This window comes from Nicoletella semolina, from assembly GCF_004345745.1.
GTDB classification, from domain to species: Bacteria; Pseudomonadota; Gammaproteobacteria; order Enterobacterales; family Pasteurellaceae; genus Nicoletella; species Nicoletella semolina.
This window is the reverse complement of sequence record NZ_SLXJ01000015.1, coordinates 22,072-45,556: the sequence shown is the minus strand read 5'-3', so window position 1 is coordinate 45,556 and position 23,485 is coordinate 22,072. Positions and strand designations below refer to the sequence as shown.

At 40.8% G+C, this 23,485-nt stretch carries 14 protein-coding genes, 8 tRNA genes and 2 pseudogenes; 9 read left to right on the top strand and 15 right to left on the bottom strand.

The features are described from left to right. Nucleotides 1-202: 202 nt before the first annotated feature. Complete coding sequence (locus EV693_RS08580; protein ID WP_132501961.1) at nt 203-835, top strand: TfoX/Sxy family DNA transformation protein; 633 nt, start codon at nt 203-205, stop codon at nt 833-835. A 137-nt stretch (nt 836-972) separates the two neighbouring features. After that, nucleotides 973-2,373: a class II fumarate hydratase gene (fumC, locus tag EV693_RS08575; protein ID WP_132501960.1), complete on the top strand. Its 1,401-nt coding sequence runs from the start codon at nt 973-975 to the stop codon at nt 2,371-2,373. Nucleotides 2,374-2,580: 207 nt separating this feature from the next. Here fumC and EV693_RS08570 read toward each other — a convergent pair whose 3' ends face one another. Next, nucleotides 2,581-3,165 carry a YagU family protein gene (locus EV693_RS08570; protein ID WP_132501959.1) on the bottom strand — a complete coding sequence of 195 codons (585 nt, stop codon included), beginning with the start codon at nt 3,163-3,165 and terminating at the stop codon, nt 2,581-2,583. A gap of 286 nt (nt 3,166-3,451) precedes the next feature. On the opposite strand from EV693_RS08570, the gene purL reads away from it, so the two are divergent. After that, nucleotides 3,452-7,348, top strand: coding sequence for a phosphoribosylformylglycinamidine synthase (gene purL, locus EV693_RS08565; protein ID WP_132501958.1), 3,897 nt, complete (start codon nt 3,452-3,454; stop codon nt 7,346-7,348). A gap of 56 nt (nt 7,349-7,404) precedes the next feature. Here the strand turns inward: purL and EV693_RS08560 are convergent, their stop codons facing one another. From EV693_RS08560 to EV693_RS08530, 8 genes and pseudogenes are all read right to left on the bottom strand, one after another. Continuing rightward, on the bottom strand, nt 7,405-7,977 hold the full coding sequence (locus EV693_RS08560; RefSeq protein ID WP_132501957.1) for a hypothetical protein: 573 nt from the start codon (nt 7,975-7,977) through the stop codon (nt 7,405-7,407). A 95-nt stretch (nt 7,978-8,072) separates the two neighbouring features. After that, nucleotides 8,073-8,297: pseudogene (locus tag EV693_RS09790) on the bottom strand (hypothetical protein); the annotation flags it as partial. Nucleotides 8,298-8,611: 314 nt separating this feature from the next. Continuing rightward, nucleotides 8,612-11,027: pseudogene (gene rne / locus EV693_RS08555) on the bottom strand (ribonuclease E); the annotation flags it as partial. Between the two features lie 362 nt (nt 11,028-11,389). Next, a complete protein-coding gene (gene pilW, locus EV693_RS08550) occupies nt 11,390-11,965 on the bottom strand; it encodes a type IV pilus biogenesis/stability protein PilW (protein WP_132501955.1) in 576 nt (191 codons plus the stop codon). Nucleotides 11,966-12,095: 130 nt separating this feature from the next. After that, complete coding sequence (gene rlmN, locus EV693_RS08545) at nt 12,096-13,277, bottom strand: dual-specificity RNA methyltransferase RlmN (protein ID WP_132501954.1); 1,182 nt, start codon at nt 13,275-13,277, stop codon at nt 12,096-12,098. 269 nt (nt 13,278-13,546) lie between these two features. After that, nucleotides 13,547-13,622, bottom strand: a tRNA-Val gene (locus EV693_RS08540). Nucleotides 13,623-13,664: 42 nt separating this feature from the next. After that, a tRNA-Val gene (locus EV693_RS08535) sits at nt 13,665-13,740 on the bottom strand. Nucleotides 13,741-13,792: 52 nt separating this feature from the next. Then, nucleotides 13,793-13,868, bottom strand: a tRNA-Val gene (locus EV693_RS08530). Nucleotides 13,869-14,036: 168 nt separating this feature from the next. Between EV693_RS08530 and gltX the strand changes: the two genes are divergently transcribed. From gltX to dnaJ, 4 genes are all read left to right on the top strand, one after another. Continuing rightward, the gene (gltX, locus tag EV693_RS08525) at nt 14,037-15,479 is read left to right on the top strand and encodes a glutamate--tRNA ligase (protein WP_132501953.1); all 1,443 of its coding nucleotides are present in this window, start codon (nt 14,037-14,039) and stop codon (nt 15,477-15,479) included. 85 nt (nt 15,480-15,564) lie between these two features. Next, a tRNA-Ala gene (locus EV693_RS08520) sits at nt 15,565-15,640 on the top strand. A 282-nt stretch (nt 15,641-15,922) separates the two neighbouring features. Beyond that, nucleotides 15,923-17,824 carry a molecular chaperone DnaK gene (gene dnaK / locus EV693_RS08515; protein ID WP_132501952.1) on the top strand — a complete coding sequence of 634 codons (1,902 nt, stop codon included), beginning with the start codon at nt 15,923-15,925 and terminating at the stop codon, nt 17,822-17,824. A 159-nt stretch (nt 17,825-17,983) separates the two neighbouring features. Further along, entirely contained in the window at nt 17,984-19,117 is a 1,134-nt protein-coding gene (gene dnaJ, locus EV693_RS08510) for a molecular chaperone DnaJ (RefSeq protein WP_132501951.1), read from the top strand. 81 nt (nt 19,118-19,198) lie between these two features. On the opposite strand, the gene EV693_RS08505 is transcribed toward dnaJ, so the two are convergent. From EV693_RS08505 to EV693_RS08480, 6 genes are all read right to left on the bottom strand, one after another. After that, complete coding sequence (locus EV693_RS08505; protein ID WP_132501950.1) at nt 19,199-19,741, bottom strand: RBBP9/YdeN family alpha/beta hydrolase; 543 nt, start codon at nt 19,739-19,741, stop codon at nt 19,199-19,201. A 221-nt stretch (nt 19,742-19,962) separates the two neighbouring features. Further along, nucleotides 19,963-21,147 carry an elongation factor Tu gene (tuf, locus tag EV693_RS08500; RefSeq protein ID WP_132500783.1) on the bottom strand — a complete coding sequence of 395 codons (1,185 nt, stop codon included), beginning with the start codon at nt 21,145-21,147 and terminating at the stop codon, nt 19,963-19,965. Nucleotides 21,148-21,260: 113 nt separating this feature from the next. Next, nucleotides 21,261-21,336 (bottom strand) — tRNA-Thr (locus EV693_RS08495). Nucleotides 21,337-21,339: 3 nt separating this feature from the next. Beyond that, a tRNA-Gly gene (locus EV693_RS08490) sits at nt 21,340-21,414 on the bottom strand. Nucleotides 21,415-21,457: 43 nt separating this feature from the next. Next, nucleotides 21,458-21,542: transfer RNA gene (locus EV693_RS08485), tRNA-Tyr, on the bottom strand. 32 nt (nt 21,543-21,574) lie between these two features. Beyond that, a tRNA-Thr gene (locus EV693_RS08480) sits at nt 21,575-21,650 on the bottom strand. 248 nt (nt 21,651-21,898) lie between these two features. Between EV693_RS08480 and coaA the strand changes: the two genes are divergently transcribed. Together coaA and EV693_RS08470 are read left to right on the top strand one after the other, a co-directional pair. Further along, entirely contained in the window at nt 21,899-22,840 is a 942-nt protein-coding gene (coaA, locus tag EV693_RS08475) for a type I pantothenate kinase (RefSeq protein WP_132501949.1), read from the top strand. A 104-nt stretch (nt 22,841-22,944) separates the two neighbouring features. Next, the gene (locus EV693_RS08470) at nt 22,945-23,484 is read left to right on the top strand and encodes a DsbE family thiol:disulfide interchange protein (RefSeq protein ID WP_132501948.1); all 540 of its coding nucleotides are present in this window, start codon (nt 22,945-22,947) and stop codon (nt 23,482-23,484) included. The last annotated feature ends 1 nt before the right edge of the window (nt 23,485 follow it).

Here is a 23,485-nt window from a genome sequence, read left to right as displayed (position 1 = left end):
TTATACCCACATCACTCCCACACACAAACCACTCTCAAAAACTGTGTAAATTTATAACAACTATGCCACTTTTTTTGAGTTTTTCGATCTACATCGCAAAATTAGCCTATTCCTTGAATTGCAATATATCACTAAGAAAAGTCATTATTTCCTTGAGGCAAACCCTCGACTGTTATTTAAAAATAAATTGAAGGAGCAACTAATGAAAAGTTATTTGAAAACCCAAAATATTCGTGCATTTATTGAGCCGATTGTCGGTGAAACAACAGTGAAAACTTATTTTTCTTATTATGGAATTTTTAAAGATGGTTTGATGTTTGGATTATTCCGAGATGATCACTTCTATCTTAGAACCTCTAGTGCTAATTTAGGCGAAATTCAAAGTCTGAATACCTGCCATTTAGAAGATAAACACATTGGCATACAAGCTAAGAACTTTTATCTTATTCCACTCAATCAGTTATCTAACAGACCACTTATTACTTCTTGGATTTCGTCTACTCTCAATGAGATGACAGAACAAATAAAACAGACAGAAAAATTAAGGAAAAAGCTAATTCGATACCTACCTAATATGGACATCAATATAGAGCGGAGGCTTAGGAAATTAGGAATTAAATCTGTTGATGAGCTAGTCGAAAAAGGGGAAATGAATATTTTTATAGAACTAATAAAAATCGGCATTGAAGCAAATGACAATTTATTATTTAGACTACACGGTGCAATCAATCATAAATATGCACAAACCTTAACTCCTTCCGAAAAAAATACCATTCTCCAAGAAGCCAACAATGCTCTCTACAATGCAGGTCTTAGAAAACGCTTCAATGTATAGATTCCTACAAAATTTATGATCAATCTCACAAAAATAAGTAAAGATTTTCTCTTTCATTTCCTTTGTTTCTGTATGAATGTTAATCTAAAGACATAACCCTTTTAACCTAACTGTTACACTATTTTAGGAGACACCCTATGGAATTCCGTATTGAAAAAGACACAATGGGCGAGGTGAATGTGCCAGCCTCTCGATATTGGGCTGCACAAACTGAACGCTCCCGCAACAATTTCAAAATTGGTTCTGAAGGTTCAATGCCAATGGAGATAATCGAAGCATTCGGCTATTTGAAAAAAGCCGCAGCCTATGCCAACTACGATTTAGGTATACTAGCGGTCGAAAAACGAGATTTAATTGCAAAAGCCTGCGATGAAATTCTTGCTAATCAGCTTGATGAAGAATTTCCACTTGTCATTTGGCAAACGGGATCGGGTACGCAATCCAATATGAATGTGAATGAAGTCATCGCAAATCGAGCACACGTCCTAAACGGCGGAAAACTCGGTGAAAAATCTATCATTCACCCCAATGATGATGTCAATAAATCTCAATCCTCAAACGATACCTACCCAACAGCAATGCACATTGCGGCTTACAAAAAAGTGGTTGAACACACCCTTCCCTGCATTAAACGCTTGCAAAAAACATTTAATGCTAAAGCAATAGCCTTCAATGATGTAGTAAAAATCGGGCGAACACATTTAATGGACGCAACGCCTCTCACACTCGGACAAGAGTTCTCAGCTTATGCAGCACAGTTATCTTTTGGCATTAAAGCTCTCGAAAACACTCTACCTCATCTTGCTGAATTAGCACTTGGCGGTACAGCCGTTGGAACAGGACTCAATACGCCAAAAGGTTATGATGTAAAAGTCGCCAGCTACATCGCTGAATTCACCAATCTACCGTTCATTACCGCTCAAAATAAATTTGAAGCACTTGCAGCCCACGACGCTATCGTGGAAACACACGGTGCATTAAAACAGCTTGCCGTATCATTATACAAAATCGCCAACGATATCCGCCTGCTTGCCTCAGGCCCTCGCTCAGGTATCGGCGAAATATTGATCCCAGAAAATGAGCCTGGTTCATCAATTATGCCTGGAAAGGTCAATCCAACACAGTGTGAGGCGATGACAATGGTGTGTGCACAAGTTCTCGGTAATGACATCACTATTTCATTTGCGGGTACTCAAGGACAGTTCCAGCTCAACGTATATAAACCAGTTATGGCATATAACTTTCTCCAATCCGCACAGCTACTAGGTGATGCCTGTCTCTCTTTTGATGAGCATTGTGCGAAAGGCATTGAGCCGAACCACTCACGCATCACACAGCAGCTTGAGCAGTCGTTAATGCTAGTAACAGCACTCAACCCTCATATTGGCTACGATAACGCTGCAAAAATTGCCAAAACCGCCCACAGAAATGGGACAACATTAAAAGAGGAAGCTATCAATCTGGGTTTTGTTACAGAGGAGCAATTTAACCAATGGGTTCGCCCAGAGGAGATGGTGGGGGAAGTGAAGCCAAATTAATAAATGGGATTTATTCAAATTTTTTAGTACTACTTAACAACTGTATAAAACTACCAAATTAAATTTATCAAAATCCTCATGGGTTCAACCACGAGGATTTTTTTATTTATGGATAAAATAGGCGATGTTTTCGATCTTCAACACAGAAAAGAAATACGTTGATGTCAAAAAACCAATAAATCCATATAAGTCGAGCCTAATGACCTATTAGACCACTTCTGGATCAGGCTTGCCAGTGATTCGGTTACGCAAATCACGGCGAATAACTTCAATTGTCCAAAACCAGAAAATGTGTCCTACGAGTTCGGAGATATGTTCATAAAGCGGCCATTGTGCAACTGGCGGTGTAAGTCCTAATGCAGGGAAAGTGATGTAATGCACGCAAATATTAGCAATAATCCCAGCCCCAATCCCTTGCCAAAATTTAATTTTTGGGAAAATTTCAGCAACGATACAATAACCGATTGCAAATACTAGTGAGAAGAGCATATGTGTAACGCCAATCCAGTTAAATACGTGATCAGCAAACATAAATACGGCTTCAGTTGGATCAATACCAAGGTAATCACGCAAAAAAACGTGAGGTGGATTTAAAAAGGCTCGAGAACAAACTTCTAGTGCTTGCGTAGGATCTTGACAAGCTGCGGTAAAAAGATCAAGCGGACTGCGTGGAGGGAAAGGGTGTTCTGCTCCCCATTTCACAAAGGCAGAAATAATACCCGCAACAAAACCGACAAAAATAGCTAACCCCAAACGGCGTTGAGCTGGGTTTGTTTGTTGAAAAAAACTCATAAAATACTCCTAATTAATTTATTTTCCATTATGCAAATTATCATAACGGAAACATTATCTGCTTGATTTCAACAAATACAACTGAAATTACAGAAAAAATTATAAATTTTGCCCCCCATTATCACAATCAAAACAACCACAACACTTTTAACATCTATTTTTTAACAAGCAAGGAGAAAATTTAACATCATAATCGGTCAGTTTTACTGAAAATTCTGCAATGCAAACGTTTGCTTAATTTGCTATAATTGCGTTATACAATTCTTTCACCACAATGGAACACACAATGACTGTACAAATTTTTTTCGGTTCACCAGCCTTTTCTGCCTTCCGTTTAAATCAGCTTTATCAAACATTCCAACAACACCAATTACCAGTAAAGTCGGTTGATGCACATTATTTGCATTTTGTTGCATTAAATACACCGCTTACCGAAAGTGAGAACCAACGACTTATTGAGTTGTTAGATGGCAATACAAACAGCTACGGCAATGGACTAAAAGGTGAGAGGTTTGTCGTTATTCCAAGAGTTGGCACAATTTCTTCGTGGTCATCTAAAGCAACAGATATTGCTCACAATTGCGGTTTAGATAAAGTAGAGCGAATTGAACGTGGCTTGAGTTATTATTTTGAATTTGAACGTGAATTAAATTCGCAAGAAGAACAAAATTTAATTGAATTAATTCACGATAAAATGATGGAAACCGTAATCCGCAAACCTGACGATGCGAAAATATTATTTACTCAGCAACCTCCCAAACCGTTTACAACGATTGATGTTTTAACTGGCGGTCGCCAAGCACTAGAGACAGCAAACTTGCAATTAGGACTTGCATTAGCTGATGACGAAATTGATTATTTATTAGAAAATTTCACCGCACTTGGGCGTAATCCAAATGACGTTGAACTTTATATGTTTGCACAAGCTAACTCCGAGCATTGTCGCCATAAAATCTTTAATGCTGACTGGACTATTGATGGCGAAAAGCAAAAAAAGTCGCTGTTTAAGATGATCAAAAATACCTTTGAGAAAACGCCTGATTATGTATTGTCCGCCTATAAAGATAATGCTGCAGTAATGGAAGGATCGAAAGTTGGACGTTTTTTCCCTGATCAAGATGGGCAATATCGCTATCATCAAGAAGATACCCATATTTTAATGAAGGTAGAAACCCATAATCACCCAACTGCAATTTCGCCATTCCCAGGAGCTGCAACAGGGTCAGGTGGCGAGATTCGTGATGAAGGTGCGACAGGTCGAGGGGCAAAACCTAAAGCAGGTTTAACAGGCTTTTCAGTGTCAAATCTTGTGATCCCAAATTTTGAACAACCTTGGGAAAATCCTCTTTCAAAGCCAAGTCGTATTGCTTCTGCACTGGATATTATGATTGAAGGTCCGTTAGGGGGCGCTGCGTTTAATAACGAGTTTGGTCGCCCTGCATTGTTGGGTTATTTCCGCACTTACGAAGAAAAAGTGAATAGCTTTGCAGGCAAAGAAGTGCGTGGCTACCATAAACCGATTATGTTAGCAGGCGGAATTGGCAATATTCGGGGACAGCACGTTCAAAAAGGTGAAATTCCTGTCGGTGCAAAATTAATTGTGCTAGGCGGTCCTGCAATGAATATTGGACTCGGTGGCGGTGCGGCATCATCGATGGCTTCAGGGAAATCAAAAGAAGATTTAGATTTCGCTTCTGTACAACGAGAAAATCCTGAAATGGAACGCCGTTGTCAAGAGGTAATTGACCGTTGTTGGCAGCTAGGTGATGATAATCCCATTTTATTTATTCATGATGTCGGTGCAGGCGGTCTATCAAATGCAATGCCAGAATTGGTTCACGATGGCGGACGTGGAGGTAAATTTGATTTACGCAAAATTCTTTGTGATGAAAAGGGAATGTCACCGCTAGAAATTTGGTGTAACGAATCGCAAGAACGTTATGTATTAGCGGTTGCCCCTGAAAAATTAGCATTATTCAGCGAACTTTGCCAGCGTGAACGGGCTCCTTTTGCCATCGTTGGGGAGGCAACCGCAGAACAACATTTAACTCTCGCTGATCCAGAATTCAATAATAATCCTATTGATTTACCGATGAGTCTGCTACTGGGTAAAACCCCAAAAATGCAACGTGATGTCTTGTCTAAAACCGTTGAAAACCGACCGCTTGATACTCAATCTATCGAACTCAAAGAAGCCTTACATCGTGTATTACGGTTACCCGTTGTCGCAGAAAAAACCTTTTTAATCACGATAGGCGACCGCTCGGTAACAGGTATGGTTGCACGAGATCAAATGGTTGGACCTTGGCAAATTCCCGTTGCCGATTGTGCTGTTACGACAGCAAGCCTCGACAGTTATTTTGGCGAAGCGATGTCAATTGGTGAACGTTCCCCTGTTGCTTTATTAGATTTCGCTGCATCAGCACGCCTTGCAGTTGCAGAAGCGATTACCAATATCGCTGCTACCCAAATTGGCGATATTAAACGCATTAAGCTCTCCGCCAACTGGATGTCGGCGGCAGGGCATCAAGGTGAGGACGCAGGCTTATATCAAGCAGTTAAAGCCATAGGTGAAGAGCTTTGCCCAACGCTTGGTATCACAATTCCTGTCGGTAAAGATTCAATGTCAATGAAGACGACTTGGCAGGAAAACGGTGAACAAAAATCGGTTACTGCACCGCTATCCCTTGTTATTTCTGCCTTTGCTCGTGTGGAAGATGTACGCAAAACGGTTACGCCACAACTTCGTACCGATAAAGGGCAATCACGCCTACTGCTTATTGATCTAGGTGAGGGAAAAAACCGCTTGGGAGCCACTGCACTTGCTCAAGTTTATAAACAATTAGGCGATAAGCCTGCTGACGTAGTCAATGCTGAAAAACTAAAAAACTTTTTCAACGCAATGCAACAGCTCGTTGCTGATTGCAAATTACTGGCTTATCACGACCGCTCGGACGGTGGTCTTATTACCACCCTTGCAGAAATGGCATTTGCAGGCAATTGTGGTGTAGAAGTGGATATCTCTGCACTCGGTGATAACGATTTTGCTGTACTATTCAATGAAGAATTAGGGGCAATAATCCAAGTCGCTGAAAGCGAAATTTCCGCTGTACGAGCAATCTTACAAGCCCACGATCTATCACACCTAACCAAAGAGCTTGGAGCGGTAGTTACAGACGATCGCATTGAAATTACACGAGGTAGTCGCAAATTACTCAGCGAAAAACGCTCAGAGTTACGAGGCATTTGGGCGGAATTAACCCATCAAATGCAGCGTCTGCGTGATAATCCAGAATGTGCTGACCAAGAATTTGAAAGCAAAAAAGATCCAAATAACAAAGGTTTATCTGCATTTTTGACCTACGACCTCAACGAAAATATCGCAGCACCATTCATCAACACAGGCATAAAACCAACTATTGCTATCTTGCGTGAGCAAGGTGTAAATAGCCATTACGAAATGGCAGCTGCTTTTGATCGAGCAGGGTTCAATGCGATTGATGTTCATATGTCAGATCTCATAAGCGGTAGACATAACCTAAATCATTTCAACGCACTGGTTGCGTGCGGAGGATTCTCTTATGGTGATGTATTGGGTGCTGGCGGAGGTTGGGCAAAATCTATCCTATTTAACACAGCACTCCGAGAGCAGTTTAGCCAATTCTTCACCGTTCCAAACACCCTTGCTTTAGGTGTATGCAATGGTTGCCAAATGCTTTCTCACCTTGCTCAGATAATTCCTGGCACAGAAAACTGGCCGCATTTTGTTCGCAATAAATCCGAACGTTTTGAGGCACGGCTAAGCCTTGTAAAAATCAATGAGACTCACAGCCACTGGTTTACTGGAATGGCTGGATCACATATGCCAATTGCAGTCTCACACGGTGAGGGACAAGTGGCATTCAAGCGGTCAGAACAGCTAGAAAATTTGCAAAAACAACAGCTTATTATCGCCCAATACATTGATAATAACGGCAATCCAACTGAAATCTACCCATCTAACCCAAATGGCTCTACGGACGGTATCACCGCTATCTCTAATGCAGATGGGCGTGTTGCCATTATGATGCCTCACCCAGAGCGAGTGTTCCGCACCATAACAAACTCTTGGCACCCAGACAACTGGCAAGAAGACGGTGCTTGGTTAAGATTATTTAGAAATGCACGAGTAGCGTTGGGGTAAAGTAAAAAAACACCCCAAAGGTAACATATTAACTTTGGGGTGTAATATACTAATCACTACTTACTTTCAATCGTTGATTTAATTTCTTCTACTTTGTTGTCGATAGCATCTTTAGCATTTTCAAGTTTTTTTGATGCTGCATCTTTCATTTCAATTGCATCAGCTTTAACTTCTGCCATTTTCTCTTGAGTTGCTTGCTTCGCATCTTGAAGTTTTTCTGCTGCTTCATTTTTCATCTCAACAACTTCTTCTTTCACTTCAGCTATTTTCTCTTGAGTCACTTGTTTTGCATCTTGAAGTTTTTCTGCTGCTTCATTTTTCATCTCAACAACTTCTTCTTTCACTTCAGCTATTTTCTCTTGAGCATCTTGTTTTGTATCTTGAAGTTTTTCTGCTGCTTCATTTTTTAACTCAACTGCATCAGCTTTTACTTCAGCCATTTTTTCTTGAGTAGCTTGTTTTGCATCTTCCACTTTTACCACAGCTTCAGATTTAAGTTTAGCCGCTTCTACTTTAGCTTCTTCAACTTTCGCTTCAGCAGCAGATTTGATGTCTGCAGCCTTTTGATCACAAGCAACTAAAGACACACTTGAACCTAAAACAAGTAAAGCTAATAATGATTTTTTCATAAGAATTTCCTCTATTTTTAAGTAATGCTCATCTTAGTCAGCAACCAACTTTCAAAGTTCATTATAATTGCTTGACAATTTAAGCGTTGGTTTAGTTAATTGTATATTCCAGCAATTCTCGCTGCGGAATAAACGTGGCTGACAGCACTGCTATGCCCACCAAATCCCTTGCCATAGAAATAGTATTTAGAGTGTTGCCATTCCGCTATTGGAAGCATTTTCGTTGGTTCATCGGTAGCCCTAGCAACAGTCATTTCCACTTGGGTATGTGATACTCTAGAGAATGTGCCTAGCTTGCCTTCAAATCGGTACCCACGCTGATCATTATCCATTATAGACAATGTCGGACTCTCCTCTCTGCTCCCTTGAGTTTGCTTAAGATTTTCCGTTGCTCTTACTTGGCGACGAGCGTGATTCTCTTTCACTAAATCTCTATCTGTCGCCTGAGTAATGACTGCACCAAATGGCTGAACAGAAGCAAATTCTGCTTTATTTTTTACTTCTGCCTCTACAGCTCTCTCATTATTCTTAGATACAGTCTGTTTAGAAATAGCTTGATGAGCAACCAGCTCCACAGAAGATTGTATTTGTTTGATCTCATCACCAGACAACACCGTAGGGCAGCTAGCCACTTCTTCCTGCTCAAGCATTTGATCAACGGATAAAAATGCGACTTTTTCCTCTACTTTCTCTTTTGGTTTCTCGTAAAATTTTACCCAAATCTTACCGCTTGCAAGTTCTGGAGAAGCAACTGCTGAGGTTAAAGGCATTCTTGCCTTCGATTCTTCTTTACGTTCACGACGACGTTGATTACCCACTCTTAAATGGCGAGGTAGTCGACGTTGGCGACCATTTTCACGCACATCATTGTCTTCTTTAACAGCCAACTTTTCTGTTTCTCTCTCAACGGCATTAGAAACGTGAAGCGTTTCACTTACTACCTTTTTATCGTTTGATACAATTTCTGGCGTATCAACGTGTTCTAAAACAACGTGCAAAGGCTGAATTTTTTCTGACTCAACAGCAGTTTCATTAACCACAACCTGATCCTGACTTTGTTCAACCCTCACTTTCTTACGCAAATCACGACGTTGGCGGCGTTCTGCAACCTTATTAGCTTCACGCTGACGCTCTGGTTGAGCAACTTCAACAGTTTCCTCAATCACCTCACGGCGTTTTTTCACTTCATTTACAGTTGGCTCTTTTAATTGTTCAGTCGCAGATTTACTCTCGCTACGCACTCGGTTTGATCGTTCACGTCGAGGCGAACGGCGATCACGTTGATGACGATTTTTGCCTTTGGTTTGTTTCTTTTCTGGCTCTTTTGCTTCTATAGTATGAGCGGTGAATAATGCTTTAATTTTTGCAAAAATCCGACTGAAAAAGGAAGGCTTTTCCACTTCCTGTGTCACTGGTGTCGGTGCTGGTTGTAGATTTAATTCAGAGCTTTGCAACACTGATTCTGCTGTGATCATTGGTTCATTACGGCTCACAAGCAGATCCTCAGACGAGTGGTGTGTGTTGGAAAAGAGGTTTTCATTGTTTTGATAATTCTTCGCCAAATCATAACTTAAAGTGGTCGTAATCTCATTTTCTCGTAAGCGATACACATCAAAATGCGGAGTCTGCATATTTTCCGTTGGTACGACAATAACATTGACGCTATGGCGTTTTTCTATTTCACTAATAGCACGGCGTTTCTCATTGAGCAAATAAGAAGCAATTTCCACAGGCACAATGGTATGCACCTGCACAGAATTTTCTTTGATTGCTTCCTCTTCTAATAAACGTAAGATTGATAACGCAATGGATTCATTATCACGCACCTTGCCTATACCTTGACAACGAGGACAAACGTGGCTTGAAGCTTCGCTTAGTGACGGACTTAAGCGTTGGCGACTCATTTCAAGTAAACCAAAACGAGAAATTCGCCCAAACTGAATGCGAGCTCTATCTTGGCGAACAGCTTCACGAATACGGTTTTCCACCTCTCTCTGATGACGAATAGGTGTCATATCAATGAAATCAATAACAATTAAACCACCCAAATCACGCAGGCGTAGCTGGCGAGCAATTTCGTCAGCCGCTTCTAAGTTGGTGTTTAATGCTGTTTCTTCAATATCACCGCCACGAGTCGAGCGAGCAGAGTTAATATCAATAGCGGTCAATGCTTCAGTAACATCAATCACAATTGAGCCGCCTGATGGTAAGCGAACCTCACGTTGGAATGCTGACTCAATTTGCGACTCAATTTGATAATGACTGAATAATGGCACCTCACCCTCGTATAAACGAATGCGATTGATAAAATCAGGTCTAACAAGGCGGATATGATTTTTGGCTTTTTCAAATACTTTCTTACTATCAATCAGAATTTCGCCAATATCTCTGCGGAGATAATCACGAATAGCACGCACAATCACATCACTTTCTTGATGAATCAAAAATGGAGCTGGGCGAGATTCTGCTGCCTTTTTGATAGCTTCCCAATGATGCAACAGCACTTTCAGATCCCACTGCAATTCTTCTGGTGATTTTCCTACACCCGCTGTACGCACAATTAAGCCAATATCATCTGGCACATCAAGACTATCTAACGCCTCCTTTAATTCCAGACGCTCATCACCTTCAATACGGCGTGAGATACCGCCTGCTCGTGGATTATTTGGCATTAGCACCAAATAACTACCCGCCAAAGAGATAAAGGTGGTAAGAGCAGCTCCTTTACTCCCTCGCTCTTCCTTACCCACTTGAACAATAACTTCCTGCCCTTCTTTAATGATGTCTTTAATATTTGGGCGACCACTAAATACATAACCTTCAGGAAAATATTCACGAGAAATTTCTTTAAGAGGCAAAAAACCGTGGCGTTCTGCCCCATAGTCAACAAAAGCCGCTTCAAGGCTCGGTTCTACACGAGTAATCTTACCTTTATAAATATTCGATTTTTTTTGCTCGTGTCCAGGGCTTTCAATATCTAAATCAAATAAGCGCTGCCCATCAACAAGGGCAACTCGCAACTCTTCTTTTTGAGTTGCATTAATTAACATTCTTTTCATTGTAACTTTCTCTTATATGTATATCTAACCGAGCAATCCCTTACAATCAGGGAATTCGCCTGTCTCTCGACTGTCGTTGCTCTTATTTACGCTAAAAAATAATTTGTCTTACGTTCGATTTGTCTTGTCTTAAATGAACGGCAAAATTAAGGCTTGTACGCCATACTCAGCGGTATGACATATCTGATCATACTATTTCGATATGATCCAGCAAGCAGTGCTTTTTAACCAATTTTTTGCAACAATTTGCTTACCATTTGTAAGATAAAAAGCGAGCCATTATGGCATTTTCGATAAAAAATAGAAAGGTGAAAAAGAGATGCTTAGTCAAATATCACAAAATAAAAATGATTTTATGGGGTCAGTTTAGCTCTTAAGTTACTCGCTCTCGCTGGTTCTAATTTTTCTAGCTGTGTTAATGCTTGTTGTTGACGATCATTATCTCTCGCTTGATTGGCACAAAGGGCAACATTTTCAAGCGTGTCTGCTTGATGATAATAGGGCAGCTCACTCTCCAAAGCCTGTGTAAATAATTGCTCAGCTTCAGAATATCGCCCATATTTGCATAAAAACGCACCATAATTATTTAAAATATGTGGGTCATATTGATGACTACTGCCTTGAACCTGACTCAGTGAAAGGGCTTGCTTGTATGTATTTTCTGCCTTATCTTGTTCTCCAATTTGCTGAAAATAATACGCCAATACAGAGTGAGGTAAATAATCATTAGGATCGTGAGCTATCGCCTTGTCGATATTTTCTTTCGCTTTAGGGTAATCAAATTGTCCAAGGTATGCCAATGCAAGATTGATCCTCGCCTTTACTGCTTCCGAACGGTTAAATATTGTTTGTTCTACGCTAGAAGTGCAGCCTACCAGCCACATCGCCACTATACAAGCGGTCAGATTTCGGTAAAATTTTGCAAACATTCCTGTTTGTTTCCTTTTTTGTCTTTCTAAACATAAAATTAATTTCTCTCTCTGCCTATCAGACAGCTTGCCGCAACCAGAGGGAGCAATCTGTCTGATAAAAAATAAAGATAAAAACAGAGAAGATAACCTAATGCGTTTGAACTTGGATCCCCTCACCAAATTTTCGTTTTTCCAATGTGCGTTTAGTACGGTCAATAATATCCCCAGCCAGCTGCCCACACGCCGCATCAATATCATCACCTCTAGTTTTACGCACCGTTACCGTGAAGCCGTATTCCATTAAAGTTTTCTGAAAGCGATCTATTCGTGTATTAGAGCTCTTGGCGTATGGTGCTTCAGGAAACGGATTCCAAGGGATTAAATTAATTTTACTTGGTGTGTGCTTTAATACTTTTGCCAGTTGGTGGGCGTGTTCCACACTATCATTCACCTGATTTAACATTACATATTCAATCGTTACCTTGCCGTGATTAGCGTTAGACATCTCAAGATATTTATTCACTGAATCAATAAGCATTTTGATGTTGTATTTTTTGTTAATCGGTACAATTTCATCACGCAACTCATCATTTGGTGCGTGCAAAGAAATCGCTAAAGCAACATCAATCTGCTCACGCATTTTATCTAACGCAGGTACAACGCCTGATGTAGAAAGCGTAACACGGCGTTTTGATAAACCATAAGCAAAATCATCAAGCATAATTTCCATTGCAGGAATCACATTATTCATATTGAGTAATGGCTCCCCCATTCCCATCATTACGACATTGGTGATCGGACGCACACCTGTTACACCAAAATTGCCAATAATTTTTGACGCTCTCCACACCTGCCCAATAATTTCTGACACACTCAAGTTGCGGTTAAATCCTTGTTGTGCAGTAGAGCAGAAAGTACAAGCTAACGCACACCCTACCTGCGAAGACACACACAAAGTTGCTCTATCTTCTTCTGGGATATAGACCGTTTCAATTTGCTGTTCGCCCACCCACATAGCCCACTTAATCGTGCCATCTGAAGAACGTTGCTCAACTGCAACCTCTGGAGCTTTAATTTCAGTGGTTTGCTTTAACTTCTCCCGTAACACCTTATTAATGTTAGTCATATTATCAAAATTATCTTCACCAAAATGGTAAATCCATTTCATTAGCTGATCCGCTCGAAAAGGTTTTTCTCCCATTTCAGCAAACAACTCTCGCATTTGCTGGCGATTTAAATTTAATAAATTAACTTTTTCTTTTTTAGGAAATTTAGATTGCTTACAACCCACATTTATTGATTGCAGTTGTTCAGACTTTGTTTCAGACATTAGTAGCCTCGTTATTACACGACTTATGGCAAAAGGTTAATTTTGCAAGATAAAAAATAGTACATACAAAGTACAAATAGAAGGAGAGCGAATTCTACTGATGTCTTCATTGTTAGGCTAGTCTTTTTTATCAAAATTGACGAGTTCCATAAGATAAATCTGCGATCAAGATCGCAAAAAATAACGCTGTGAACTACAATAGAATAAATCTACGCTCTATCCATAAAAAATTGATTAGCGAAAAGAGATGAATTAAATAATAAACGAAGTGGTGGACCATACTGGTCTCGAACCAGTACCCCTTCCTTGTAAGGGAAGTACTCTCCCAACTGAGCATAATCGCCCAAATGATATGCAAGTGCGTTTTCGGAGATTCTAAGTCTGAAGTGGTGGGCGATACCGGTCTCGAACCAGTGACCCCCTCCTTGTAAGGGAGGTGCTCTCCCAACTGAGCTAATCGCCCACTTGAGACCTAAAATTGGAGATAAATCTAACGACAGACACTTTAAAAAAAGTGGTGGGCGATACCGGTCTCGAACCAGTGACCCCCTCCTTGTAAGGGAGGTGCTCTCCCAACTGAGCTAATCGCCCGCCGTTGTGGAGTTGAATTATAGGGATTAAAATTTTCTCGTCAAACGCTTTTTGCTAGATTCGTTTTTTTCGGCGTTTTTTCACTCAATCTAAGAAGATTTTTCTATAAATCTCTGATAAGCGTAGTAGAATACCCCCTTATTTCCTTTAGCACTAAAATAACAAATTATGAAAATCGAAAATTTATTCCCTTTTGATCCCAATGTAAAAGTCAGAACTCGTTTTGCACCAAGTCCAACAGGCTATTTACACGTTGGAGGTGCAAGAACAGCACTCTACTCTTGGCTTTATGCAAAACATCATCGGGGCGAGTTTGTGTTACGCATTGAAGACACTGATCTAGAACGCTCAACGCCTGAAGCAACGGCGGCGATCTTAGAAGGAATGGAATGGTTAAATTTGCCGTGGGAACACGGTCCTTACTACCAAACGAAGCGTTTTGATCGTTATAATCAAGTAATTGATCAAATGCTTGAGCAAGGCTTGGCGTATCGCTGCTATTGCTCAAAAGAGCGGTTAGAAAATTTACGAAATTTGCAAGAAACAAACAAAGAAAAACCACGCTACGACCGCCATTGCTTAAATGACGACCTCCCCCCAATAAATGAGCCACACGTTGTCCGTTTTAAAAACCCAACGGAAGGCTCGGTTGTCTTTGAAGATGCTGTGCGAGGAATAATTGAAATCAGCAATAATGAGCTGGACGATTTAATTATCCGTCGTAGCGATGGTTCACCAACCTACAATTTCTGTGTGGTTGTTGACGATTGGGATATGGGAATTACGCACGTTGTACGAGGCGAAGACCATATCAATAACACCCCTCGCCAAATTAATATTCTCAAAGCATTGGGTGCTCCTGTCCCCACTTATGCACACGTTTCAATGATTTTAGGCGATGATGGACAAAAATTATCTAAACGCCACGGTGCAGTTGGTGTAATGCAGTATCGTGATGATGGCTATCTTCCTGAAGCTTTAATTAACTACCTTGTACGTCTAGGTTGGGGACACGGTGATCAAGAGATATTTTCTCGCCAAGAAATGATTGAGCTATTCGATATTGAATCAGTCAGCAAGTCTGCCAGTGCGTTTAATACAGAAAAACTGCAATGGCTTAACCAGCATTACATTCGCACCCTCGATTCCGCTTATGTGGCAAGCTATCTAAAATGGCATTTGCACCACCAAGGCATTACCTATGAAAACAAAGTAGATTTACTGCCACAGATTGTTACCTTATTGGGCGAACGTTGCAAAACACTAAAAGAGATGGCAAGTGTAAGCGGTTATTTTTTCCAAGAATTTAACACATACGAAGAAAAAGCTGCAGCGAAAAATTTAAAGCCAGAAGCCATTCAACCACTTGCAAAATTAGCCGAGAAACTAACCGCTCTTCAAAATTGGACAGTTGATACCATTCACGATGCAATGAACCAAACTGTAGCAGAACTTGGCATTGGTATGGGTAAAGTGGGTATGCCATTTAGAGTTGCGGTTACAGGCACAGGGCAATCGCCGTCAATGGACGCTGTTGCACACTTAATCGGTAAAGAGCGAGTAGTCGAACGTATTCAAAAAGCAATTGCATTCATTCAATCACAATCATAGTAAGCTGTTTTTTAGTCAATCGCATTCAGTAACAGTGTTTAATCTTGACAGAAAAAGCCTGTTTTACTATGATTCAGTCCAGCTTGGGGGTATAGCTCAGTTGGGAGAGCGCTTGCATGGCATGCAAGAGGTCATCGGTTCGATCCCGTTTACCTCCACCAAATTTGATATTGATTATCCTAGACCTTGTTGTTCAAGGTCTCTTTTATTTTTTCCATTCTTTATTCTTGCTATTTTTTTATCCCCTTATCACCTATTCATTCTTTTGTTTACTCTCCAGCTCTTACTCGTTTAGGTATGCAAATTTTTGTCTCAAATTAACCGCTAGTAAAAATTTTTCACATCTCCCCTTGAAGCTATCAAAATTGCCCCTATTTATGGTGGCGTCTAAGTAGGAAAGTAAATCCTACTTCTTATGAATACATCTATTTGGAGATTTTATAATGGGAAAAATTATTGGTATTGACTTAGGGACAACTAACTCTTGTGTTGCAGTTATGGACGGCGACAAAGCTCGTGTTATCGAGAATGCAGAAGGTGCACGCACAACACCATCAATCATTGCATACACAGATAATGAAACTCTCGTTGGTCAGCCAGCAAAACGTCAGGCAATTACGAATCCGAAAAATACATTGTTTGCCATCAAACGTTTAATTGGTCGCCGTTTTGAGAGTGATGAAGTACAACGTGATATTAAAATTATGCCTTTTGAAATCACCAAAGCAGATAATGGCGATGCGTGGGTAAACGTGAAAGGCGACAAATTAGCCCCACCGCAAATTTCAGCCGAAGTGTTGAAAAAAATGAAAAAAACGGCGGAAGAATTTTTGGGTGAATCCGTCACTGAAGCAGTAATCACTGTGCCTGCATACTTTAATGATGCACAACGTCAAGCAACAATTGACGCAGGACGTATCGCAGGTTTAGATGTAAAACGTATTATCAATGAACCAACCGCAGCAGCATTAGCCTTTGGTTTAGGCTCAACCAAAGAAAACCAAGTCATTGCAGTTTATGACTTAGGTGGCGGTACTTTCGATATTTCAATCATCGAAATCGACAACTTTGAAGGCGAGCAAACTTTCGAAGTATTAGCGACTGGTGGTAACACACACTTAGGTGGTGAAGACTTCGACAACCGTGTGATCGACTACATCATTGATGAATTCAAGAAAGAACAGGGTGTGGATTTACGCAACGACCCAATGGCGTTACAACGTGTTAAAGAAGCAGCAGAGAAAGCAAAAATTGAGCTTTCTTCAGCACAATCAACAGAGGTAAACTTACCGTATATCACGGCTGATGCAAGCGGTCCAAAACACCTAGCAATTAACGTTACTCGAGCGAAATTAGAAGCGTTAGTGGAAGATTTAGTCAATAGCTCAATCGACTCACTTAAAGCAGTATTAGCAGACGCTGGCAAATCAGTAAACGAAATCAACGACATCATTTTGGTCGGCGGTCAAACTCGTATGCCATTAGTGCAGAAAAAAGTAGCTGATTTCTTCGGCAAAGAAGCTCGCAAAGACGTGAACCCAGATGAAGCAGTGGCACTAGGTGCAGCAGTGCAAGGTGGCGTATTAAAAGGTGATGTGAAAGATGTCCTTTTATTAGACGTAACCCCACTTTCACTGGGTATCGAAACAATGGGTGGCGTGATGACAGCGTTAATTGAGAAAAACACCACGATTCCAACCAAAAAATCGCAAGTGTTCTCAACAGCGGAAGATAACCAATCTGCGGTAACAATCCACGTCTTACAGGGTGAACGTAAACGTGCCGCTGATAATAAATCTTTAGGGCAATTTAACCTTGAAGGGATTAACCCTGCACCTCGTGGAATCCCACAAATTGAAGTTACCTTTGATATTGATGCAAATGGCGTTATCAATGTGTCAGCGAAAGATAAAAACACAGGCAAAGAGCAGCAAATCAAAATCCAAGCGTCTTCTGGCTTGAGCGATGCCGAAGTAGAACAAATGATCCGTGATGCTGAAGCTAACTCTGAAGCAGACCGTAAATTTGAAGAGTTAGTGCAAACTCGTAACCAAGCTGATGCCATTATTCACGCTACACGCAAACAAATCAGCGAAGCAGGCGAGGCATTAAACGCAGACGATAAAGCAAAAATTGAAACCGCCGTTGCAGAACTTGAATCTGCAGCGAAAGGCGAAGATAAAGCCGCAATCGAAGCAAAAATCGAAGCGTTAGTGAAAGCTTCTGAACCGTTAATGCAAGCGGCACAGGCCCAAGCACAACAAGCGGGCGGTTCTGAGCAAAATACTGCAAAAGATGACGGTGTCGTTGATGCGGAATTTGAAGAAGTGAAGGATAACAAGTAGTTCAGCACACAGCGTGTGTCCACGGACGCAGGCACTGCGTCCCCACAAAGGGCGTGGCGACACGCTCTTTTGGTATATCTAACAAGTCCCCCTCTTTACCAAAGAGGGGAGTTTATTATAAGCGGTCAAATTTCCGTAAAATTTTACAAACGAAACACTATGGCAAAAAAAGACTACTACGAAATCCTTGGGCTTTCTAAAGGGGCGAGCGAGCAGGATATTAAACGTGCGTATAAGCGTTTAGCGGCGAAGCATCACCCCGACAAAAACCAAGGCAGCAAAGAATCAGAAGAAAAGTTTAAAGAGATTAAAGAAGCCTACGAAGTGTTAGGTGATAGCGAGAAACGTGCGGCTTATGACCAATATGGTCACGCAGCCTTTGAGCAAGGTGGCGGATTTGGTGGAGGCGGTGGCTTCAGTGGTGGATTTGGTGGGTTTGAAGATATTTTCAGTGAAATGTTCGGCGGTGGATTTGGTGGCGGTGGTCGCCGAAGCCGTGTCGTGCGTGGTGATGACTTGCAATACAACCTTGAAATCACTCTCGAAGAAGCTGTAAAAGGTGTCAAAAAAGAGATTCGCATTCAAACATTAGCAGAATGCGATACCTGCCACGGTTCTGGAGCAGAAGCAGGCTCAAAAGTAGAAACCTGTTCACATTGTGGTGGACACGGTCGCCTACGTCGCCAACAAGGCTTTTTTATGACAGAAGTGGCTTGCCCACACTGCCACGGAAGCGGTAAGAAAATAGAAAAAGTTTGCAAATCGTGCGATGGCGATGGACGAGTACATAAAGCCAAAAATCTCACCGTGACCATTCCTGCTGGTGTAGATACAGGCAACCAACTTCGCCTTTCTGGTGAAGGTGCAGCAGGGGAAAATGGTGCACCAGCAGGTGATTTATATGTTGTTATTCACGTTAAGCAGCACGATATTTTTGAGCGTGATGGAACAAACTTATATTGTGAAGTGCCAATCAGTTTCACAATGGCTGCATTAGGTGGGGAGATTGAGGTCCCAACACTAGATGGAAAACTAAAATTAAAAATCCCAGCAGAAACCCAAACTGGTAAAATGTTCCGTTTGCGTGGCAAAGGCGTTTCAACACCTCGTAGCAGTTATGCAGGCGATCTCATTTGCAAAGTTATTATTGAAACCCCTGTATCACTTAATGAGGAACAAAAAGAACTACTTCGTAAATTAGAAGAAAGTCTTGAAGGAAAAAGCCAACATCGCCCAAAACACGAAGGTTTTTTTCAAGGCGTAAAAAATTTCTTTGATAACCTAGGCAAGTAACCCATCGCATACGATAAATAAAAAAGTGCAGCTACTATGATCTGCACTTTTTATCTTTTATGTTTTATCTTTTTCCTATGCCTAAGGAAGCAGTTTTTTCACAAGTTCTAACACAAGAGGAAAAGTTGTCCAGCCTTCTCTATCAAGGAAATGCCCACCTGTCGGCAAACGAATATAATCCGCCTGTAAATGCACAGCCAGTGCATCACTATATTGATGTGGCACAATTGAGTCATCAAGTGAAGCAACAACATAAGATTTAAATGGCATTAATGATGGAGAAATCGCATAGAGATTAGAAAAGGTAGTCAGCTCTGGCAGGCTTGGGAGGGATTGATAGAAACCAGAAACAAATATTGCTCCACGAGGCGTTAAATACGCTTGAGATAAAAAATTTAACCACGCAAGCCCCCCTAAGCTATGTCCAATAACGATAGTCTGATCATCAACGTGAACTTGCTTACCTAAATGCTCTAACCACGCCTGTGGTGTAGGATTATCCGAATCAGGCATAGTCAAACACTCACATACCACCCCAATTTTTTCCAGTTCTGTCTTTAGCCAACCAAACCAATGACTTTGTGCAGAAGCCGTATAACCGTGTACAACATAAACTTGTGCCATAAAACCTTCCTTTTACATTTATAATAAGCGGTATTATTTTACCATTTTTTTGCAAAAGCTCACTGCTTTACTACTCTAATCCTATTATCGCTATTAACGATCTATTACTTCTTCGCTTATTATTCTTCAAAAATCATTACCAATAAAAAAGCGTGCCTCTCGACACGCTTTTTTTGATACTTAATTAATATCTCGTTTTTGCTTTCAAATATTCAAACGAATTATTTGATGATTTTCGCTACAACGCCCGCACCTACTGTACGACCACCTTCACGAATCGCAAAACGTAAACCTTCGTCCATCGCAATTGGGTGGATTAGGCTAACAACCATTTTAATGTTGTCGCCTGGCATTACCATCTCAACACCTTCTGGTAATTCAATTGTACCTGTTACGTCTGTTGTACGGAAGTAGAACTGTGGACGATAACCTTTGAAGAATGGAGTATGACGTCCACCTTCTTCTTTTGATAACACATACACTTCCGATTCAAAGTCTGTGTGTGGCGTGATTGAACCTGGTTTCGCTAACACTTGACCACGTTCGATTTCTTCACGTTTAGTACCTCGTAATAATGCACCAACGTTCTCACCTGCACGACCTTCGTCAAGTAATTTACGGAACATCTCAACACCTGTTACGGTTGTTTTGGTGGTGTCTTTGATACCAACAATTTCAACTTCTTCACCTGATTTGATGATTCCACGCTCAACACGACCTGTTACTACTGTACCACGACCTGAAATTGAGAATACATCTTCAATTGGAAGAAGGAATGGTTTGTCAATTGCACGCTCCGGCTCTGGAATGTAGCTGTCTAAATGACCTGCTAATTCAAGAATTTTTTCTTCCCATTCTGCAACACCGTTTAAAGCTTGTAACGCTGAACCACGTACAACTGGTGTGTCATCACCTGGGAAGTCATATTGTGAAAGAAGTTCACGCACTTCCATCTCAACTAATTCTAATAATTCTTCATCATCAACCATATCACATTTGTTTAAGAATACGATGATGTATGGTACACCTACTTGGCGACCTAAAAGAATGTGCTCACGAGTTTGTGGCATTGGACCATCTGTCGCTGCTACTACTAAGATTGCTCCATCCATTTGTGCCGCACCCGTAATCATGTTTTTTACATAGTCTGCGTGTCCTGGGCAGTCAACGTGTGCGTAGTGGCGTGTTGCTGTATCGTATTCAACGTGTGATGTGTTGATGGTAATACCACGTGCTTTCTCTTCTGGGGCATTATCAATTTGGTCAAATGCACGAGCAGCTCCACCGAAGTGTTTTGATAAAACGGTAGTGATTGCTGCAGTTAAAGTTGTTTTACCGTGGTCAACGTGGCCGATTGTACCCACGTTAACGTGCGGTTTTGTACGTTCAAATTTTTCTTTAGACATTTTTAAAGTCCCTCTAAACAAACACGGTTACGATGGTACGTTACCACATTAACCAAATGTAGAAATAAATACTGTTTACTTTACAAGGAAAAGAGGAAGATAGAAGAAATGAGTGGTGCTGATAGGCGGATTTGAACCGCCGACCTCACCCTTACCAAGGGTGTGCTCTACCAACTGAGCTATATCAGCGCTTGGAGCGGGCAGCGGGAATCGAACCCGCATCATTAGCTTGGAAGGCTAAGGTAATCGCCATTATACGATGCCCGCTGTTCTAAATTCGTCTGTCCCATAAGAAATCCAACTAAAGACGTGGTGGAGGGAGAAGGATTCGAACCTTCGAAGGCTGAGCCAACAGATTTACAGTCTGCCCCCTTTGGCCGCTCGGGAACCCCTCCACATTAGCTGAATACTTGGTTAAACATTGCGATGGTGCCGACTACCGGAATCGAACTGGTGACCTACTGATTACAAGTCAGTTGCTCTACCTACTGAGCTAAGTCGGCATTGCATTGTCGTAAGCAAGTGGTGCGAATTATAGGGCTTTGCAAAATCCTTGCAAGTATTTTTTGCAAAATTTTTCAAAAATAAGACTTTTTGATTGTAAAGTATCCAAAATGCTGATTTTTTCGATATTCTCGCTAATTTTATAAATAACTTCCCCATTTAAGAGCATTTATATTGTATATTCTCATCTCCGTAGCTTCTATTCAATTTGAATAGATCTCTTCAAAAATGTAGTGAGTAATAGGCAATGACACTTCAATCTACACCTAAAATTACGCCTTTTTTAACCTTTAATCGCCAACAGTGGGCTGAATTACGCAAATCAATGCCACTCACCTTAACCGAGGAAAAATTAAAACCGTTGTTAGGATTTAACGAAGACCTTTCATTAGAAGAAGTTAGCACTATTTATCTGCCTCTTGCTCGCCTGATTAACTACTACATAGAAGAAAACCTCAAGCGTCAATCTGTATTAAACAAATTTTTAGGTGTATCTCATACAAAAGTGCCTTATATTATCAGCGTTGCAGGCAGCGTATCCGTTGGCAAAAGTACCTCTGCTCGTATTTTGCAAGCCTTGCTCTCACAAGAACATAAAGTAGAATTAATCACGACTGATGGTTTTCTTTACCCCCTTGCTGTGCTGGAAAAAAAACAGCTATTGAAAAAGAAAGGTTTTCCTGAGTCCTATGACATTCACCGTCTAATCAATTTTGTTTCCGATTTAAAATCGGGGAAAAATCAGGTCAAAGCACCTGTTTACTCGCATTTAACCTACGACATTATTCCCGACCAATTCAGTGTAGTTAATCAGGCAGATATTGTTATTTTGGAAGGATTGAATGTGTTACAAAGCGGTATGAATTACCCATCTAGCCCACATAACGTATTTGTGTCTGATTTTGTTGATTTTTCTATCTATGTTGATGCTGATGAACAGCTATTAAAGCAATGGTATATTCACCGCTTTTTAAAATTCCGCCGCAGTGCTTTTTCTGATCCCAATGCATATTTTCATCATTATTCAACGCTATCAGAAGAAGAAGCTATTCAAACTGCCTCAACCATTTGGGACGAAATTAATGGCTTGAACCTACGCCAAAATATCTTACCAAGCCGTGAACGTGCCAATTTGATCTTAGTCAAAGGCGATGCACACGCAGTTGAAACCGTTAAACTTCGCAAGTAAAATTTGCATAGCTTGTAGGGCTGACAGAGTTCACAGAACTTACATAGTTCAAAAAGCTTGCATAGCCCTAGAAAAATCACCGCTTGTTATGGATAATCATCGAAATGAATAAAAAACTCCTTCTTCCGCTTATTGTTTTTTTGGGTTTAATTGTTGCTTTTATGATACAGCTCAATCTCAATGCTCAAGGTGATGACCCCAAAAAACTGGAATCTGTATTAATTGGCAAGAGTGTTCCCAATTTTCGCTTGCAAGCGGTCAAATCTTCTGAAGAATTTGTCGATCAAAACATCGTAAAAACAGGCTCACCTCGCCTACTTAATGTTTGGGCAACGTGGTGTCCAACGTGCTACGCTGAACACGAATACCTTACTATCTTGGCAGAACAGGGCGTGGAAATAGTAGGAATAGACTACAAAGATGACCGCACCAAAGCCATTAAATTTCTTGAGCATTATGGCAATCCTTATCAAGCTGTAGTTTTTGATCCTAAAGGTTCATTGGGTTTAGATTTAGGTGTATACGGTGCACCTGAAACCTTTATCATTGACGGTAACGGCATTATTCATTACCGCCATGCAGGCGATGTTAATGCTTCCGTATGGGAAAAAACACTTAAGCCAATTTACGAAAAGTTGAAATAAA

What these genes read in the sequence shown, in the direction of transcription:
- purL (WP_132501958.1), top strand. Translation starts at nt 3,452, where the DNA reads ATGACTGTACAAATTTTTTTCGGTTCACCAGCCTTTTCTGCCTTCCGT.
- coaA (WP_132501949.1), top strand. Translation starts at nt 21,899, where the DNA reads ATGACACTTCAATCTACACCTAAAATTACGCCTTTTTTAACCTTTAAT.
- EV693_RS08570 (WP_132501959.1), bottom strand. Translation starts at nt 3,165, where the DNA reads ATGAGTTTTTTTCAACAAACAAACCCAGCTCAACGCCGTTTGGGGTTA.
- dnaK (WP_132501952.1), top strand. Translation starts at nt 15,923, where the DNA reads ATGGGAAAAATTATTGGTATTGACTTAGGGACAACTAACTCTTGTGTT.
- EV693_RS08505 (WP_132501950.1), bottom strand. Translation starts at nt 19,741, where the DNA reads ATGGCACAAGTTTATGTTGTACACGGTTATACGGCTTCTGCACAAAGT.
- EV693_RS08580 (WP_132501961.1), top strand. Translation starts at nt 203, where the DNA reads ATGAAAAGTTATTTGAAAACCCAAAATATTCGTGCATTTATTGAGCCG.
- dnaJ (WP_132501951.1), top strand. Translation starts at nt 17,984, where the DNA reads ATGGCAAAAAAAGACTACTACGAAATCCTTGGGCTTTCTAAAGGGGCG.
- tuf (WP_132500783.1), bottom strand. Translation starts at nt 21,147, where the DNA reads ATGTCTAAAGAAAAATTTGAACGTACAAAACCGCACGTTAACGTGGGT.
- fumC (WP_132501960.1), top strand. Translation starts at nt 973, where the DNA reads ATGGAATTCCGTATTGAAAAAGACACAATGGGCGAGGTGAATGTGCCA.
- EV693_RS08470 (WP_132501948.1), top strand. Translation starts at nt 22,945, where the DNA reads ATGAATAAAAAACTCCTTCTTCCGCTTATTGTTTTTTTGGGTTTAATT.
- gltX (WP_132501953.1), top strand. Translation starts at nt 14,037, where the DNA reads ATGAAAATCGAAAATTTATTCCCTTTTGATCCCAATGTAAAAGTCAGA.
- rlmN (WP_132501954.1), bottom strand. Translation starts at nt 13,277, where the DNA reads ATGTCTGAAACAAAGTCTGAACAACTGCAATCAATAAATGTGGGTTGT.
- pilW (WP_132501955.1), bottom strand. Translation starts at nt 11,965, where the DNA reads ATGTTTGCAAAATTTTACCGAAATCTGACCGCTTGTATAGTGGCGATG.
- EV693_RS08560 (WP_132501957.1), bottom strand. Translation starts at nt 7,977, where the DNA reads ATGAAAAAATCATTATTAGCTTTACTTGTTTTAGGTTCAAGTGTGTCT.